Below are 15,601 nucleotides of genomic sequence, written 5' to 3'. Positions count from 1 at the left end.
GACGGCGCCGGGTATACGGGACGTTCCCGGGGGCCTGACGGGGCGTTGGGGCTAGCCTTACCGTCACCCCCAGTCGGTACATTCCGGACAAAGGTAAGGATTTCTCCTCATGGGACTTCGCAGCCTGCTGCGGAACGCGTTCGGCCGCCCCAAGGAGCCGGGGAGCGGGACACCCGCCCTCCCCCAGCAGGGCACCCCCGTCCCCGCCGCCCCCTCCGTCCCCGCCCAGCCCACCGGCGACCGCATCCCCGACCCCGGCCCGCTCTCCCCCGTCCCGCCCGGTCCCGTCCCCGGACCGGTGCCCGGCCCCGAGCCGGTCCCCGAGCCCGAGCCCGTACCGCCGATGCCCGGCCCGCACCCCGTCCCCGGACCGGAGCCCGCGCCGCGCCCCGAGCCCGAGCCCGCCCCGGACCGCCGGTCGTCCGGCCCCGCGGCCGCACCGGCCACCACGGGCCTGGACACGGTCCTCCGCACGGCCCCCGGCCTGGCCGGCCTCTACCGCAAGGCCGGTGACGCGCTGCGCGCGCAGGGCCTGGCCGGCCGGCGGGCCGCGGTCCACCTGGTGCTCGACCGCTCCGGCTCGATGCGCGGCCACTACCGCGACGGCAGCGTCCAGCACCTCGCCGAGCGGGTGCTCGCGCTCTCCGCCCACCTCGACGACGACGGCACCGTCCCCGTCGTCTTCTTCTCCACCGAGGTGGACGGCGTCTGCGAGCTCGGCCTCGACCGCTACCGCGGGCGCGTCCAGGAACTGCACGGTTCCTACGGGCACATGGGCCGCACCAACTACCACCTGGCCATGCGCGCCGTCCTCGACCAGCACCGCGCCTCCGGGGCCGACGTCCCCGCGCTCGTCGTCTTCCAGACCGACGGCGGGCCCTCCAGCCGGGCGGAGGCGGAGAAGGCGCTGCGCGAGAGCGCCGGGCTGCCGGTCTTCTGGCAGTTCGTCGGGTTCGGCGAACCGGCGGGCCGGGGCTTCGAGTTCCTGCGCGGACTGGAGGACTGGCCGGCCGTGGACAACACCGGCTTCTTCCCGGCCGGCCGCGACCCGCGCGCCCTGCGGGACGAGGAGCTCTACCGCGGCCTGACGGAGGGCTTCGCGGCCTGGCTCGACCGGGCCCGCGCCGCGGGCACCGTCCGCTGAACCGGCTCGTCCGGCCCCCCTGCGGCGGGGGCGGCCCCGGCCGTCCCCGCGCCCCGCGCGCCCACACGGAGAGTGACCGTTCCGCCGACCTCTCCGCGTAAGCCCGACGCCCTCCGACATCACCCTCCGTCACCGGTCAGGAGGGCGCGAAGTGGGCATCGTTACCGTGTGAACGATGAATTCCCCCTCGGCAGCTACGTCATCGACACCCGCACCGGCCGGCTCGGGCAGATCATGGACACCCACGCCGGTTACGTTCAGCTACGACCACCGCGGGGCGGGATCGAGTGGTCCTGTCCGCCGGCGGCCGTCCGGTTCCCCTCCGAGGAGGAGATCGCGGCGGGGGCGGGAGAGGCCGGGTGCGGCCGGTGAGCGCCCGCAGCGTCTTCCTGTTCGGCACCTGGACGCTGGAGCCCGACCACGAGCCCGACGCCGAGCCGGTGACGTACGCGATGCAGTGCGTGGTGTGCGGCGCGGCCTCGGAGCCGGCCGAGGACTTCCTCGACGCCCAGCACTGGACCTTCCGGCACGCGGGCCGCAACCCGTCGCACCACACCTACCGCGAGCTGATCAGGCGCCCCTGGCGGGCCTGGATGGACCGGCCACAGGGAGTCTGACCACGGGGCCCACGACCTGCGGAGCGGAAAACGCCGCGCGGCTGCCCCCTGGTACTCGGATACGCTAAAGGTGCCTGTGAACACAGGCTCCGTCACCCCGAGCACCGACCAGGGAGCAGCCGGCAATGGCTCGACACCTCATCACCAGCGCCCTTCCGTACATCAACGGGATCAAGCACCTGGGCAACATGGTGGGGTCCATGCTCCCGGCGGACGTCTACGCACGCTTCCTGCGCCAGACCGGCCGCGAGACGCTCTACATCTGCGCCACCGACGAGCACGGCACCCCGGCCGAGCTGGCCGCCAAGGAGGCCGGCCTCCCGGTCGCCGAGTTCTGCGCCCAGCAGCACGACCTCCAGAAGGCCGTGTACGACGGCTTCGGCCTGAACTTCGACTACTTCGGCCGCAGCTCCTCCCCGGAGAACCGGGAGATCACCCAGCACTTCGCGCGGCAGCTCCAGAAGAACGGCTTCATCGAGGAGCGGTCGATCCGCCAGGTGTACTCGCTCGCGGACGGCCGCTTCCTGCCCGACCGCTACATCGTCGGCACCTGCCCGCACTGCGGCTACGACAAGGCCCGCGGCGACCAGTGCGAGAACTGCACCCGCGTCCTCGACCCGACCGACCTGATCGACGCCCGCTCGGCGATCAGCGGCAGCAGCGACCTGGAGGTGCGCGAGACCAAGCACCTGTTCCTGCTGCAGTCCAAGCTCCAGGGCGAGGTGGAGGCGTGGATCGACGAGCACGGCAAGGACTGGCCGGTGCTCGCCTCCTCCATCGCCCGCAAGTGGCTGACCGAGGGCCTCAACGACCGTGCGATCACCCGTGATCTGGACTGGGGCGTGCCCGTCCCGGCCGACACCTGGCCGGAGCTGGCCGCCGAGGGCAAGGTCTTCTACGTCTGGTTCGACGCGCCCGTCGAGTACATCGGCGCGACGAAGGAGTGGGCCGACCAGGACCCGGAGAACCGCGACTGGAAGTCCTGGTGGTACGACGCCACCGACGTCCGCTACACCGAGTTCATGGCGAAGGACAACGTCCCGTTCCACACGGTGATGTTCCCGGCCACCGAGCTCGGCACCCGCGAGCCCTGGAAGAAGGTCGACTACGTCAAGGCCTTCAACTGGCTGACGTACTACGGCGGGAAGTTCTCCACCTCGCAGAAGCGCGGCGTCTTCACCGACGCCGCCCTGGAGCTGCTGCCCGCCGACTACTGGCGCTACTTCCTGATGGCCAACGCCCCGGAGTCGGACGACACCTCCTTCACCTGGGAGCTGTTCGCCTCCACGGTCAACAAGGACCTGGCCGACGTCCTGGGCAACTTCGTCAACCGCGTGCTGTCCTTCTCCCGCAAGCGGTTCGGCGACGCGGTCCCGGCCGGCAACGAGGCGGGCGCGGCCGAGGCGGCGCTGGGCCAGGAGGTCGCCCGTCTGCTCGCGGAGTACGAGGAGCACATGGAGTGCCTCCAGTTCCGCAAGGCGGCGCAGGCGCTGCGCGCCCTGTGGAGCGCGGGCAACTCCTACCTGGAGACCAAGGCCCCCTGGCTGGAGATCAAGTCCGACCCGGACGCCGCCGCGCTGACGCTGCGCACGGCGATGAACCTGATCCACCTGTACGCGGTGGTCTCCGAGCCGTTCGTCCCGGCGTCCGCGGCCGCGATGCGCTCGGCGTTCGCGCTGCCCGCCGACGAGCGGACGTGGATCACCCAGGACGAGGCCCGCTCGCTGTCGCTGGTCCCGGCCGGGACGCCGTTCACCGTCCCGCCGGTGCTCTTCGCCAAGATCTCCGACGAGGACCTGGCGTCGTACAAGGAGCGCTTCGGCGGGGCCGAGGAGGCCTGAGCCGACGGACCGCAAGGGCCCGGAACGCATCGTTCCGGGCCCTTTGCCGTGCCCGTTGATCGTTCGGCAATCGTTCGTTGAGCGCAGCGCGCCAGGCTGTGGCGTGTTGAGCCATGGGGGAAGACGAAGGAAGTGCCGGACCAGTGTTGGATGACCATCGCATCACCGTGAAGGTGCACGCCACCGACGAGTTGGGGCGCGCCAGGATCGTCCGTCAGCTGCGGACGCTGCCCGAAGTGCGGGTGGTGAGGGACGCGGCGGCGGTGGAGATCCTGCTGCTGGGGCGCCACGACGAGGACGCCCCGGAGCAACTGCGGCGCAGGACGCGGGAGTCGTGGGCCCCGCTGGTGGTGGTGGCCGACGAGCTGGGCGAGACGGAGCTGATGGCCGTGACGGAGTACGGCGTGCGGTCCGTGCTCTGGGGGCACCGCCTCACCCCCCGGCGGCTCGCGCGCGCCGTGCACGCGGCGGCGGGCTGCTGCCCGCCGGAGCCGCTGCCCAAGCTGCGGGCGCTGATATGACGGAGGGGCCCGGCACATCGGTGCCGGACCCCTCCGTACGACGGGATCACCCCGCCGACGGGCCGCCTACTTGGTCGGCTTGTACGGCGTGGCCTTCGCCGGGCCGGTGCGGATGCTCAGGTGGAGCTCCTTCAGCCGGGCCTCGTCGACCTCGCTCGGGGCGCCCATCAGCAGGTCCTGGGCGTTGCCGTTGAGCGGGAAGGCGATCGTCTCGCGGATGTTGGGCTCGTCGGCCAGCAGCATGACGATGCGGTCGACGCCCGGGGCGATGCCGCCGTGCGGCGGGGCGCCGAACTTGAAGGCCCGCAGCATGCCGCCGAATTCGCGCTCGACGTCCTCCTTGGAGTACCCGGCGATCTCGAACGCCTTGTACATGACCTCGGGCTCGTGGTTCCGGATGGCGCCGGAGGACAGCTCGGTGCCGTTGCAGACGATGTCGTACTGCCAGGCCAGGATGTCCAGCGGGTCCTTGGTCTCCAGCGCCTCCAGGCCGCCCTGCGGCATGGAGAAGGGGTTGTGGGAGAACTCGACCTGGCCGGTGTCCTCGTTCTTCTCGAACATGGGGAAGTCGACGATCCAGCAGAAGCGGAAGACGTTCTCCTCGAACTGGCCGGCGCGCTTGGCGGCCTCGACGCGGACGGCGCCCATGATCTTGGAGACCTCGTCGAACTCGCCGGCGCCGAAGAAGACGGCGTGGCCGGGCTCGAGGCCCAGGCGCTCGCTCAGCGCCGCGACGTTCTCCTCGGTGAGGAACTTGGCGATCGGCCCGGTCAGCGCGTTCTGCTCACCGACGCGGACCCAGGCCAGGCCCTTGGCGCCCTGCTCGACGGCGAACTCGCCCAGCCCGTCGAAGAACTTGCGCGGCTGGTCCTGGACGGCCGGCACGGCCAGCGCCCGGACGTGCTTGCCGGCGAAGGCCTTGAACTCGGAGCCCGCGAAGACGTCGGTGACGTCGACCAGTTCCAGCTTGGCGCGCAGGTCCGGCTTGTCCGAGCCGTACTTGAGCATCGCCTCGCGGAAGGGGATGCGCGGGAACGGCGAGGTGACGTGGCGGCCGTTGCCGAACTCCTCGAAGAGGTCGGTCATGACCTTCTCGATGACCTGGAAGACGTCCTCCTGCTCGACGAAGGACATCTCCACGTCGAGCTGGTAGAACTCGCCCGGCGAGCGGTCGGCGCGGGCGTCCTCGTCGCGGAAGCAGGGCGCGATCTGGAAGTAGCGGTCGAAGCCGGCGATCATCAGCAGCTGCTTGAACTGCTGCGGGGCCTGCGGCAGCGCGTAGAACTTGCCGGCGTGCAGACGCGAGGGCACCAGGAAGTCGCGCGCGCCCTCGGGGGAGGTGGCGGACAGGATCGGGGTGGCCATCTCGTTGAAGCCGAGGGCGGTCATCTTCTGCCGGAGCGAGGCGATGACGGCCGAGCGCAGCATGATGTTGCGGTGCATGCGCTCGCGGCGCAGGTCGAGGAAGCGGTACTCCAGGCGGCGCTCCTCGTTGACGCCGTCCTCGGCGTTGATGGTGAAGGGGATCTGCTCGGCGGCGCCGAGCACCTCCACCTCGGTGACCTCGACCTCGACCTCACCGGTGGGCAGGTCGGGGTTGACGTTGTCCGCGCCGCGGCTCGCGACCTTGCCGTCCACGCGGACGACGGTCTCCTTGGTGAGGTGGCTCAGCGCCTCGTTGGCCGGGGTGCCCGGGCGGGCCACCAGCTGGGTGATGCCGTGGTGGTCGCGGAGATCGATGAAGAGGATGCCGCCGAGGTCGCGCCGATTGTGCAGCCAGCCGCTCAGGCGCACGTCGGTGTCGACGTCCGCCGCACGGAGCTCGCCGCAGGTGTGGGACCGGTAACGATGCATCGTTCATCCAAGTCGTGGTCGAAGGCGTGGTTCGAGGGGCGCGCTGCACTGGCCCGCCGCACTGGGTTAGCGTGCATACAGCACTGAGCAAGGGTACTGCCCCACCCGCCTTCGGTGGTCTGCCTCCGTCGAACCCACATAAAGTGGGGCAATGCGCACCGAGGACGTCCTGGCCGCCGTCGCGACCGGCCTCTGGCACTGGGACCGGGTCACGGGCATCGTCACCTTCGACGCCGAGGCCGCCCGGCTGCTGGGCCTGCCCGCGGCGCGGACCGAGCTGACCGAGTCCGGCACCCGGGCGCGCTTCCACGCGGTGGACTGGGTCGAGCTCCAGGGCGTGATCAGCCTGGCCGTGGCGGAGCACACACTGGCCGAGGCCCGGATCCGGGTGGTGGACGAGGCGGGCAAGGTGCTGCGGACGCTGCGCGCCCGCGCCCGGTCCGTGGACGGCGGCACGCCCGCCCTCGTCGGCACGGTCGCCGAGGTCCCCGAGCCGCACCCCGGCACCTCGCCCCGGCGCGGGGCCGTCACCGGGGACTGGCGGCGGCACCGCGAGGCGTTCCTGCTGGACGCCGGGCGGGCGCTGGCCGAGGCGCGCTCGACGGCCGAGGTGCTGCGGGTGGCCGCGGGCCTGTCGATGCCCGGCTTCGAGCCGTCCGCCCTGGCGGTCTTCGGCACCGACGGCAGCCGGGTGACGATGATCGGCCACCACGGCTACGGCACCGAGGATGTCGAGGCGCTCCTCGACATGCCGCTGGACAGCAGCCACCCCGCCGCCGAGGTCATCCGCACCGGCCGGGCCATCTACATCCCCTCGCCGGACGACTACGCGCGCCGCTTCCCCCGCATCTGGCCCCTGGTGAAACGGTTCGGCCGACGGGCCTGGGCCTTCCTGCCGCTGATCAACGCGGGGCAGACGATCGGCGCCTGGATGGCGGGCTTCAGCGTCCCGGTCTCCTTCACCCCCGACGAGCGCTCGGTGCTCACCACGGTGGCCCGGATGCTCGCCCAGGCGCTGGGCCGGGCCAGCGTCCACGAGTCCGAGAAGGAGCTCTCCGTCGGCCTCCAGCGCTCGATGATGCCGACCCTCCAGCCGGACATCCCCGGGATGTCGGTGGCCGCCCGCTACGTGCCCACCGGCGGCGGGCTCCAGGTCGGCGGCGACTGGTACGACATGATCTCGCTGCCCGACGGCAGGCTCGCCCTGGTCATCGGCGACGTCCAGGGCCACGACGTGCGCGCCGCCGGGCTGATGGGCCAGCTGCGGATCGCCCTCCGCGCGTACGCCTCCGAGGGCCACCACCCGGACGCCGTGCTCTCACGCGCCTCCCGCTTCCTGGCGGGCATCAACGGCAGCCGGCCGGGGATCCCCGAGGAGGTGGACCCGCGCTTCGCCACCTGCCTCTACATCGAGGTGGACCCCGCGACCGGCCTGCTGGTCATCGCCCGCGCCGGCCACCCCGACCCGGCGATCCGCATGGACGACGGCACCCTGCTGGTGCGCTCCACGGCCGGGGGGCTGCCGCTGGGCATCGACCCGGACAGCGACTACCCGACCACCCGGCTCGTCCTCGAACCCGGCGAGACGATGCTGGTCTGCACCGACGGGCTCATCGAGACCGGCGGACACGACCTGGAGACCGGCTGGCAGCGGCTGCGCGAGGTCGTCGAGGCCCAGCCCACCGGGGACGCGGCGGACGGCTCGGCCTTCCTGGAGGAGCTCGCCGACGGCCTCGTCCGGGCCGTGCACGGCCCCTCGTCGCACTACACGACCGGCCCGCTGGTGGACCGGCGCGAGGACGACATCGCGCTGCTCCTGCTGCGCCGCGAGCCGCTCGCGGTGCCGGCCGGCGCCGCCCCGGTGCCCACCCGGCGCACGGTCCTCGCCATCGCGCAGGCGGAGCCGGAGCGCATCGCCGAGGCGCGGCAGCAGGTGCGCGACCTGATGCACGACTGGCCGGACGAGGACCAGAAGGACTCCGCGGTCCTCATGGTCTCCGAGATGGTCACCAACGTCCTGGTCCACACGGACGGGGACGCGCTGCTGCGGGCCGCCATATCCGGCGGCCCCGGCCGGCGGCGGCTGCGGGTGGACGTCGCCGACTCCAGCGACGAGCTGCCGCACCGCCGGCACCCGGGGGAGATGGCCTCCTCCGGGCGCGGCCTGGTGCTGATGGAACTGCTCGCCGGGGCGTGGGGCGTGGAGCCCCGGGGCGAGGGCAAGAACATCTGGTTCGAGCTCTACGAGGGGGCGGAGGCGCCGGGGACCTCCGCCGCGGCGCCGGCCGGCCTGGAGGCCGTCACGTAGCCCCGCCCGCCCCCTCGCGCCGCCGTCAGGCCCCGTCCGCCGGGACCGTGCCCAGCCGTCCGGCGCGGAAGTCGTCGAAGGCCTGGGCGAGTTCGGCGTGGCTGTTCATGACGAACGGTCCGTAGTGCGCCATCGGCTCCCGGATCGGCCGCCCGCCCAGCAGCACGACCTCGAAGCCGGGGCTGCGCGACTCCTGCGCCGTGCCGGCGCCGAGGGTGATCGCGTCGCCGTCGCCGAAGACCACCGCCTGGCCCGAGCGGAACGGCCGCCCCTCGGCGCCCGCGGTGCCGCGCCCGGAGAGGGCGTAGGCGAGGCCGTTGAAGCCGGGAGGCCACGGAAGGGTGAGCTGCGCCCCCGGGTTGAGGGACACGTGCAGCATCGTGATGGGCGTGTGGGTGACCCCGGGCCCCCGGTGCACGCCCGTCTCCCCCTGGAGGTCCCCGGCGATGAGCCGCAGCAGCGCGCCGCCGTCGGCGGAGCTGAGCAGCTTGACCCTGCCGCCGGCGATGTCCTGGTAGCGGGGGGCCATCATCTTGTCCTTGGCGGGCAGGTTCACCCACAGCTGGAGGCCGTGGAAGAGCCCGCCGCTGACCACCAGCGCCTCCGGCGGCGCCTCGATGTGCAGCAGGCCGGAGCCGGCGGTCATCCACTGGGTGTCGCCGTCGGTGATGGTGCCGCCGCCCCCGTGCGAGTCCCGGTGGTCGATGACCCCGTCGATCATGTAGGTGACGGTCTCGAAGCCGCGGTGGGGGTGCCACGGGGTGCCCTTGGGCTCTCCCGGCGCGTACTCCACCTCGCCCATCTGGTCCATCATGATGAACGGGTCCAGGTACCGGTAGTCGATCCCCGCGAAGGCCCGGCGGACGGGGAAGCCCTCGCCCTCCAGGCCCTGCGGAGCGGTGGCGACGTGCAGCACCGGGCGCTGCCGGGCGTCCGCGGGTGCGGAGACGCGGGGCAGGGACAGCGGGTTCTCTACGGTTACGGCGGGCATGTCGGCCTCCTCGGACGGTTCGCCCCCAATTTAGTTGAAGGCTGAACAACCAGCAAGCGTCACCCATTCCCGCGCCCGGGCCCCTCCGGTGGTGGACACTTGATCAATGCGCGCCAGATCCTCCGGGCCGGCCGGCTCCCCCCGCACCCCCGGCCCCGCCGGTTACGCGGCCCTCGTCGCCGCCGTCCTGGCGCTGGCCGCCGTCGGTCTGCTGGTCGCGGGCCAGGGCTCGGCCTCGGACGGGTCCCTCGCCCGGGGCGAGTCCTCCGGCCACTGGACGGAACCGGAGGCGAACGGGGACCGCACCGCCGACGCGATGGCCTCCGCGGTGCGCACCGAGCCGGGCGTGCCCCGGCCCGCGGTGGACTCGGCGGCCGCGGACCACGGCGCCCGGCGCACCGACCCGCTGCCCCGCTCCGAGCCGCTGGAGGCGGCGCCGGGGAACCCCTCGCCGGCGGTCGGCCCGCTCTTCTACACCGACCAGGACGAACCGGGGCACGGCTGCACCGCGAGCGTCGTCCACAGCGAGCGCGGCGATCTGCTGGTCACCGCCGCCCACTGCGTCTACACCGGGGGCTTCCACACGGACATCGCCTTCGCCCCCGGCTACCGGGACGGCGTCGCGCCGTACGGCGTCTGGGTGCCCACCTCCATCGACGTGGACCCCGAGTGGATGGCCGACCGCGACGAGGACCACGACGTCGCCTTCCTGCGCGTGCGCCAGGTCGGCTCGGACGCGGCCGTCGAGCGCGTGACGGGGGCCGAGCGGATCGCCTTCCACCCGGCCGCCGGGCGGCCCGCGCGCGTCCTCGGCTACCCCGGCGACGCGGAGCGTCCCCTCGCCTGCCAGAACACCGTCCGCGCCGAGGGCGCCACCCAACTCCGCTTCGACTGCCGGGGAATGCCCGGCGGTACGAGCGGCAGCCCGCTGCTGACGGATGTGGATCCGGTGACGGGGCTGGGGACGATCGTCGGCGTCCTGGGCGGCAAGGACGAGGGCGGCGACGACGAGACGTCGTACAGCTCGTATTTCGGCGACGCGGTACGCGACTTGTACCACCGCGCGGCGAACTAGCCCCGGCCGCGCGGGGGCTCGCCCCCCGGATGCCTCGCCCCGCCCCGCCCTTTCACCGTTTCTCCCGGGGCTCCGCCCCTCGGCCCGGCGCCGGGCGGGGGCGCGGCGGCGCGCGGGGGCGCGGGGGCGCGCGGGGGCCCGGCGCCACCCCGCGGGCCCAGCGCCACCCCGGGGCTGCGCCCCTGCGCGGGGGCGGGGGCTCCGCCCCCTGCACCCCCCTGATCGTGGCTCCGCGCGGTTGCGGGGTCCGGGGCGGAGCCCCGAAACGGGGGCAGGGGCACGGCCTCGCAAGGGTCCAGGGAGCGCAGCCACCCGGTGGGGGCAAGGGGCGAAGCCCCGCGCCACCTGCGCGGAGCGCGCGGTCCCGCCCCACCTGCGCGGAGCGCCCCGCCCCGCCCACGCGGAGCGCCCCTCCCTGCCCGCGCGGCGGCAGGCGGCCTCGCCCCCGCGCGGAGCGCGGTCCGGGCCGGGGCGCAGCTCCCGGAAGGGGCCCAGGGGGCGCAGCCCCCGGTGGGGTGCAAGGGCGAAGCCCCGCCGGGGTGCAAGGGCGAAGCCCCGCCGGGGTGCAAGGGCGGAGCCCCGCCGGGGTGCAAGGGCGGAGCCCCGCCGGGGTGCAGGGGCGCAGCCCCGCCGGGGTGCAGGGGCGCAGCCCCAACACCCCACCCCCCGCGGGACGCGGGGTCGCACAGGGGCGCAGCCCCGGGGGAAACGGGGAAAGGGCGGGGCGGGGGCGAGGATCGGCGGGGGCGGATCAGCCGTACATGCGCCGCATCGCGAAGTCCACCATCTGCTCGACCGCCTTGGCGTCGAAGACCATCCGGTGGTCGCCCTCCATGTCGAGGACGAAGCCGTAGCCGGTCGGCAGGAGGTCGATCACTTCGGCGCCGGTGATGACGAAGTACTTGGACTCCTTGCCGGCGTAACGGCGCAGCTCCTTCAGGGAGGTGAACATCGGGATCACCGGGTGCTGCGTGTTGTGCAGGGCGAGGAAGCCGGGGTTGTCACCGCGCGGGCAGTAGACCTTCGAGTTGGAGAAGATCACCTGGAAGTCCTCGGCGGACATCGACCCGGTGGTGAACGCCCGCACCGCGTCCGCGAGCGACGGCGGCGACGGCTCGGGGTAGAGCGGCTGCTCGCCGTAGCCGCCGGGCTGCTGCGGCGGGGCGTAGCCCTGTTGTCCCACGTTCGTGTCGTAGCCGTACATGGGCAGAAGCGTAACGAGTCACAGTTGGCCGAACAGGGGTTGCTTCTTATTACCGGTGGGTAGCATCATGCACATTACCGACCGGTACGCACGAGGACCGCCCCTCCCGTCACCCCTTACGGAGCCGTTGTATGGGCCACTACAAGTCGAACCTCCGCGACATCGAGTTCAACCTCTTCGAGGTCCTCGGCCGCGACAAGCTGTACGGCACCGGCCCGTTCGCGGACATGGACGTCGACACCGCCAAGGACATCCTCTCGGAGATCGCGCGCCTCTCGGAGAACGAGCTGGCCGACTCCTACGCCGACGCCGACCGCAACCCGCCCGTCTTCGACCCCGAGACCAACACCGCCCCCATCCCGGACACGTTCAAGAAGAGCTACCGGGCCTACATGGACGCCGAGTGGTGGCGCCTGGGCATCCCTGAGGAGATCGGCGGCACCGTCGCCCCGCGCAGCCTGCTCTGGGGCTTCGCGGAGACGATCCTCGGCGCCAACCCGGCGGTCTGGATGTACTCGTCCGGCCCGGCCTTCGCCGGTGTGCTGTTCGCGGAGGGCACCGAGCAGCAGAAGCACATCGCGAAGATCGCGGTCGAGAAGCAGTGGGGCTCGACCATGGTGCTGACCGAGCCGGACGCCGGCTCGGACGTGGGCGCCGGCCGCACCAAGGCGATCAAGCAGGAGGACGGCTCCTGGCACATCGAGGGCGTGAAGCGCTTCATCACCTCGGGCGAGCACGACATGGCGGACAACATCCTCCACTACGTCCTCGCCCGTCCCGAGGGCCACGGCCCCGGCACGAAGGGCCTCTCCCTCTTCCTCGTCCCGAAGTACGAGTTCGACTTCGAGACCGGTGAACTCGGCGCCCGCAACGGCGTCTACGCCACCAACGTCGAGCACAAGATGGGCCTCAAGGCGTCCAACACCTGCGAGATGACCTTCGGCGACAAGCACCCCGCCAAGGGCTGGCTCATCGGCGAGAAGCACGACGGCATCCGCCAGATGTTCATGATCATCGAGTTCGCGCGGATGATGGTCGGCACCAAGGCCATCGCCACCCTCTCCACCGGCTACCTCAACGCGCTGGAGTACGCCAAGGAGCGCGTGCAGGGCCCGGACCTGGCGAACTTCATGGACAAGACCGCACCCAAGGTCACCATCACCCACCACCCCGACGTCCGCCGCTCGCTGATGACGCAGAAGGCGTACGCGGAGGGCATGCGCGCCCTCGTCCTCTACACGGCCGCCGTCCAGGACGAGATCATCGTCAAGGAGGCCGCGGGCGAGGACGCCAAGGCGCTGCACGGCATCAACGACCTGCTCCTGCCGATCGTCAAGGGCTACGGCTCGGAGAAGTCGTACGAGCAACTCGCCCAGTCCCTCCAGACGTTCGGCGGCTCCGGGTACCTCCAGGAGTACCCGGTCGAGCAGTACATCCGCGACGCCAAGATCGACACCCTCTACGAGGGCACCACCGCCATCCAGGGCCAGGACTTCTTCTTCCGGAAGATCGTCCGCGACCAGGGCCAGGCGCTCACCGCGCTCTCCGAGGAGATCAAGAAGTTCCTCGCCGAGGCGCCCGGCGGCGAGGACCTGGCCGCGGCCCGCGACCGGCTCGCCAAGGCCGCCACCGACCTGGAGGCGATCGTCGGCACCATGCTGACCGACCTCGCCGCCACCGAGAAGGACGTCAAGTCCATCTACAAGGTCGGCCTCAACACCACCCGCCTGCTGATGGCCTCCGGCGACGTCGTCGTCGGCTACCTGCTGCTGCGCGGCGCGGCCGTGGCCGCCGGGAAGATCGCGGACGCCTCCGCGAAGGACAAGTCCTTCTACGCCGGCAAGATCGCGGCCGCGAAGTTCTTCGCCGCGAACGTCCTGCCCGGCGTCTCGGTCGAGCGCACGCTCGCCGAGGGCGTGGACCAGTCGCTCATGGAGCTGGACGAGGCCGCGTTCTGAGCCCGCCCGACGCCCGTACGAGGGCCCGCTCCCAGGGGGAGCGGGCCCTCCCGCGTGCTCCCTATCCTGGCCCCATGAGCACTGCGCACCGCTTCGACCGCGGCCACACCGACGACCTCATCTCCTTCCTCGCCGCCAGCCCCTCGCCCTACCACGCGGTGGCCAACACGGCCGCCCGGCTGGAGAAGGCGGGCTTCCGGCAGCTCGCGGAGACCGAGGCGTGGGACGCCTCCGCGGGCGGCAGGTTCGTGCTGCGGGGCGGCGCGATCATCGCCTGGTACGTGCCCGAGGGCGCGGCGCCCGCCACCCCGTTCCGCATCGTCGGTGCGCACACCGACTCGCCCAACCTGCGCGTCAAGCCGCTGCCCGACACCGGGGCGCACGGCTGGCGCCAGATCGCCGTGGAGATCTACGGCGGCACGCTGCTCAACACCTGGCTCGACCGCGACCTCGGCCTCTCCGGCCGGATCACCCTGCGCGGCGGCGAGCACCGCCTGGTCAACGTCGACCGCCCGCTGCTGCGCGTCCCGCAGCTCGCCATCCACCTCGACCGGGGCGTCAACGACGGCCTGACGCTGGACCGGCAGCGCCACATGACGCCGCTGTGGGGCCTGGGCAAGGCCGAGGAGGGCGACCTCATCCGCTTCGTCGCCCGGGAAGCGGGCGTCGAGGCGCGGGAGATCACCGGCTGGGACCTGATGACGCACAGCGTCGAGCCGCCCGCCTACCTCGGCCGCGACCGCGAGCTCGTCGCCGGGCCGCGGATGGACAACCTCCTCTCCGTGCACGCCGGTACGGCCGCGCTGGCCGCCGCGTCGGCGTCCGGCGCGCTGTCGTACATCCCCGTCCTGGCCGCCTTCGACCACGAGGAGAACGGCAGCCAGTCCGACACGGGTGCGGAGGGGCCGCTGCTCGGCAACGTCCTGGAGCGCTCGGTATTCGCGCGCGGCGGCACCTACGAGGACCGGGCGCGGGCCCTGGCCGGCACGGTCTGCTTCTCCTCCGACACCGGGCACGCCGTCCACCCCAACTACGCGGAGCGGCACGAGCCGGGCCACCACCCGGTGGCCAACGGCGGCCCGTTGCTCAAGACCAACGTCAACCAGCGGTACGCGACGGACGGCGGCGGGCGGGCGCTGTTCACCGCCGCGTGCGAGCGGGCGGGCGTGCCGTACCAGCACTTCGTCTCGAACAACTCCGTTCCCTGCGGCACGACGATCGGGCCGATCACGGCGGCGCGGCACGGCATCACCACGGTCGACATCGGCGTCGCTATCCTCTCCATGCACTCCGCGCGCGAACTGTGCGGCGCGGACGACCCGCATCTGCTCGCCTCGGCGCTGACCGCCTTCCTCGAAGGCTGAGCCGTCCGCCGTACCGTCCCCGGGGGAACCACCATGACCGCCCGTCCTCATCTTCCCGCCGCCCTCGCCGTGTTGACGGCCGTCGCCGCGCTGTCCCTCACGGGGTGCGGCGGGGGCGGGAGTTCGGACTCCTCCGACGCGAAGTCCTCCGCTTCCTCCGCTTCCTCCTCCTCGGAGGCCCCCGACATCGGCGCGGAGGGCGAGGACAGCGCGGCCTCGGGCGCGGCGAAGGGGGACGCGTGCGCGCCGTCCGACGTCAGGCTCCAGGCGCGGCCCGCTCCTTCGGGGCGCGTCCTGCTGGTCGCGACGGCGTCCAAGGCGTGCACGGCGTACGGCTTCCCGTTCCTCCGCTTCGACAAGGACCAGGCGACGGCCGACATGGTCGCCGCCTCGAAGCCGGCGTCGCCGGTGCGGCTGGCCCCCGGCAAGTCCGCTTACGCGGGGGTCGTCCCGACGTCGAAGGACGGCGGCACGCCGCGGGAGGCCACGGAGCTGTCCGTCTCCTTCCAGGCGAAGAACGGCGACCCGGTCGAGGGCGGCGAGACCAGGGCCGCGCTCCCCGGCGGGAAGCTGAAGATCGACGACGGGGTGCGGACGACGTACTGGGTGGCGGACGAGGCGTCGGCGCTCAAGGGCTGACGCCGCCCGCTCCCTCCGGCCCGCCCTCTCCCCCGCCGGAGGGGGCGGCCCCCGGGACACGGCGAGAGGACGGGCCGGGACGGAC

13 protein-coding genes are annotated in these 15,601 nt (G+C 72.7%); 10 read left to right on the top strand and 3 right to left on the bottom strand.

Annotation, left to right across the window (positions count from 1 at the left end; translation table 11 throughout):
• Nucleotides 1-109 precede the first annotated feature (109 nt).
• From AC230_RS34430 to AC230_RS27990, 5 genes are all read left to right on the top strand, one after another.
• Nucleotides 110-1,144 carry a VWA domain-containing protein gene (locus AC230_RS34430; protein WP_078871631.1) on the top strand — a complete coding sequence of 345 codons (1,035 nt, stop codon included), beginning with the start codon at nucleotides 110-112 and terminating at the stop codon, nucleotides 1,142-1,144.
• A gap of 168 nt (nucleotides 1,145-1,312) precedes the next feature.
• Nucleotides 1,313-1,516 (top strand): hypothetical protein, encoded by a 204-nt coding sequence (locus AC230_RS28005; RefSeq protein ID WP_049719149.1) that lies wholly within the window; start codon nucleotides 1,313-1,315, stop codon nucleotides 1,514-1,516.
• Nucleotides 1,513-1,761 (top strand): DUF7848 domain-containing protein, encoded by a 249-nt coding sequence (locus AC230_RS28000; protein ID WP_422125647.1) that lies wholly within the window; start codon nucleotides 1,513-1,515, stop codon nucleotides 1,759-1,761. Before AC230_RS28005 ends, AC230_RS28000 begins: the two co-directional genes overlap by 4 nt.
• A gap of 125 nt (nucleotides 1,762-1,886) precedes the next feature.
• Nucleotides 1,887-3,602 (top strand): methionine--tRNA ligase, encoded by a 1,716-nt coding sequence (gene metG / locus AC230_RS27995; protein WP_049719147.1) that lies wholly within the window; start codon nucleotides 1,887-1,889, stop codon nucleotides 3,600-3,602.
• Nucleotides 3,603-3,745: 143 nt separating this feature from the next.
• A complete protein-coding gene (locus AC230_RS27990; RefSeq protein ID WP_049719146.1) occupies nucleotides 3,746-4,123 on the top strand; it encodes a hypothetical protein in 378 nt (125 codons plus the stop codon).
• A 66-nt stretch (nucleotides 4,124-4,189) separates the two neighbouring features.
• On the opposite strand, the gene aspS is transcribed toward AC230_RS27990, so the two are convergent.
• On the bottom strand, nucleotides 4,190-5,977 hold the full coding sequence (gene aspS, locus AC230_RS27985) for an aspartate--tRNA ligase (protein ID WP_049719145.1): 1,788 nt from the start codon (nucleotides 5,975-5,977) through the stop codon (nucleotides 4,190-4,192).
• A 151-nt stretch (nucleotides 5,978-6,128) separates the two neighbouring features.
• Here aspS and AC230_RS27980 point away from each other — a divergent pair, with 151 nt between their 5' ends.
• The gene (locus AC230_RS27980; RefSeq protein ID WP_049719144.1) at nucleotides 6,129-8,285 is read left to right on the top strand and encodes an ATP-binding SpoIIE family protein phosphatase; all 2,157 of its coding nucleotides are present in this window, start codon (nucleotides 6,129-6,131) and stop codon (nucleotides 8,283-8,285) included.
• Between the two features lie 25 nt (nucleotides 8,286-8,310).
• On the opposite strand, the gene AC230_RS27975 is transcribed toward AC230_RS27980, so the two are convergent.
• Nucleotides 8,311-9,276: a pirin family protein gene (locus AC230_RS27975; RefSeq protein ID WP_049719143.1), complete on the bottom strand. Its 966-nt coding sequence runs from the start codon at nucleotides 9,274-9,276 to the stop codon at nucleotides 8,311-8,313.
• Between the two features lie 106 nt (nucleotides 9,277-9,382).
• Here AC230_RS27975 and AC230_RS27970 point away from each other — a divergent pair, with 106 nt between their 5' ends.
• Nucleotides 9,383-10,351: a trypsin-like serine peptidase gene (locus AC230_RS27970; protein ID WP_049719142.1), complete on the top strand. Its 969-nt coding sequence runs from the start codon at nucleotides 9,383-9,385 to the stop codon at nucleotides 10,349-10,351.
• A 751-nt stretch (nucleotides 10,352-11,102) separates the two neighbouring features.
• Here AC230_RS27970 and AC230_RS27965 read toward each other — a convergent pair.
• The gene (locus AC230_RS27965; RefSeq protein ID WP_049719141.1) at nucleotides 11,103-11,555 is read right to left on the bottom strand and encodes an SseB family protein; all 453 of its coding nucleotides are present in this window, start codon (nucleotides 11,553-11,555) and stop codon (nucleotides 11,103-11,105) included.
• A 131-nt stretch (nucleotides 11,556-11,686) separates the two neighbouring features.
• Here AC230_RS27965 and AC230_RS27960 point away from each other — a divergent pair, with 131 nt between their 5' ends.
• The 3 genes from AC230_RS27960 (at nucleotide 11,687) to AC230_RS27950 (ending at nucleotide 15,516) form a co-directional block, all read left to right on the top strand.
• Complete coding sequence (locus AC230_RS27960) at nucleotides 11,687-13,513, top strand: acyl-CoA dehydrogenase (RefSeq protein ID WP_049719140.1); 1,827 nt, start codon at nucleotides 11,687-11,689, stop codon at nucleotides 13,511-13,513.
• 74 nt (nucleotides 13,514-13,587) lie between these two features.
• Nucleotides 13,588-14,877, top strand: a complete 1,290-nt coding sequence (locus AC230_RS27955; RefSeq protein WP_049719139.1) for a M18 family aminopeptidase — start codon at nucleotides 13,588-13,590, stop codon at nucleotides 14,875-14,877.
• A 33-nt stretch (nucleotides 14,878-14,910) separates the two neighbouring features.
• The gene (locus tag AC230_RS27950; protein WP_049719138.1) at nucleotides 14,911-15,516 is read left to right on the top strand and encodes a DUF4232 domain-containing protein; all 606 of its coding nucleotides are present in this window, start codon (nucleotides 14,911-14,913) and stop codon (nucleotides 15,514-15,516) included.
• The last annotated feature ends 85 nt before the right edge of the window (nucleotides 15,517-15,601 follow it).

It is taken from the genome of Streptomyces caatingaensis, assembly GCF_001187435.1.
Classification (GTDB): domain Bacteria; phylum Actinomycetota; class Actinomycetes; order Streptomycetales; family Streptomycetaceae; genus Streptomyces; species Streptomyces caatingaensis.
The sequence above is the reverse complement of the archived record's forward strand: the minus strand, read 5'-3'. Positions and strand labels throughout refer to the sequence as shown.

Coding starts and splice junctions, on each gene's coding strand:
- AC230_RS34430 (WP_078871631.1), top strand. CDS start 110: ATGGGACTTCGCAGCCTGCTGCGGAACGCGTTCGGCCGCCCCAAGGAG.
- metG (WP_049719147.1), top strand. CDS start 1,887: ATGGCTCGACACCTCATCACCAGCGCCCTTCCGTACATCAACGGGATC.
- aspS (WP_049719145.1), bottom strand. CDS start 5,977: ATGCATCGTTACCGGTCCCACACCTGCGGCGAGCTCCGTGCGGCGGAC.
- AC230_RS27980 (WP_049719144.1), top strand. CDS start 6,129: ATGCGCACCGAGGACGTCCTGGCCGCCGTCGCGACCGGCCTCTGGCAC.
- AC230_RS27975 (WP_049719143.1), bottom strand. CDS start 9,276: ATGCCCGCCGTAACCGTAGAGAACCCGCTGTCCCTGCCCCGCGTCTCC.
- AC230_RS27970 (WP_049719142.1), top strand. CDS start 9,383: ATGCGCGCCAGATCCTCCGGGCCGGCCGGCTCCCCCCGCACCCCCGGC.
- AC230_RS27965 (WP_049719141.1), bottom strand. CDS start 11,555: ATGTACGGCTACGACACGAACGTGGGACAACAGGGCTACGCCCCGCCG.
- AC230_RS27960 (WP_049719140.1), top strand. CDS start 11,687: ATGGGCCACTACAAGTCGAACCTCCGCGACATCGAGTTCAACCTCTTC.
- AC230_RS27955 (WP_049719139.1), top strand. CDS start 13,588: ATGAGCACTGCGCACCGCTTCGACCGCGGCCACACCGACGACCTCATC.
- AC230_RS27950 (WP_049719138.1), top strand. CDS start 14,911: ATGACCGCCCGTCCTCATCTTCCCGCCGCCCTCGCCGTGTTGACGGCC.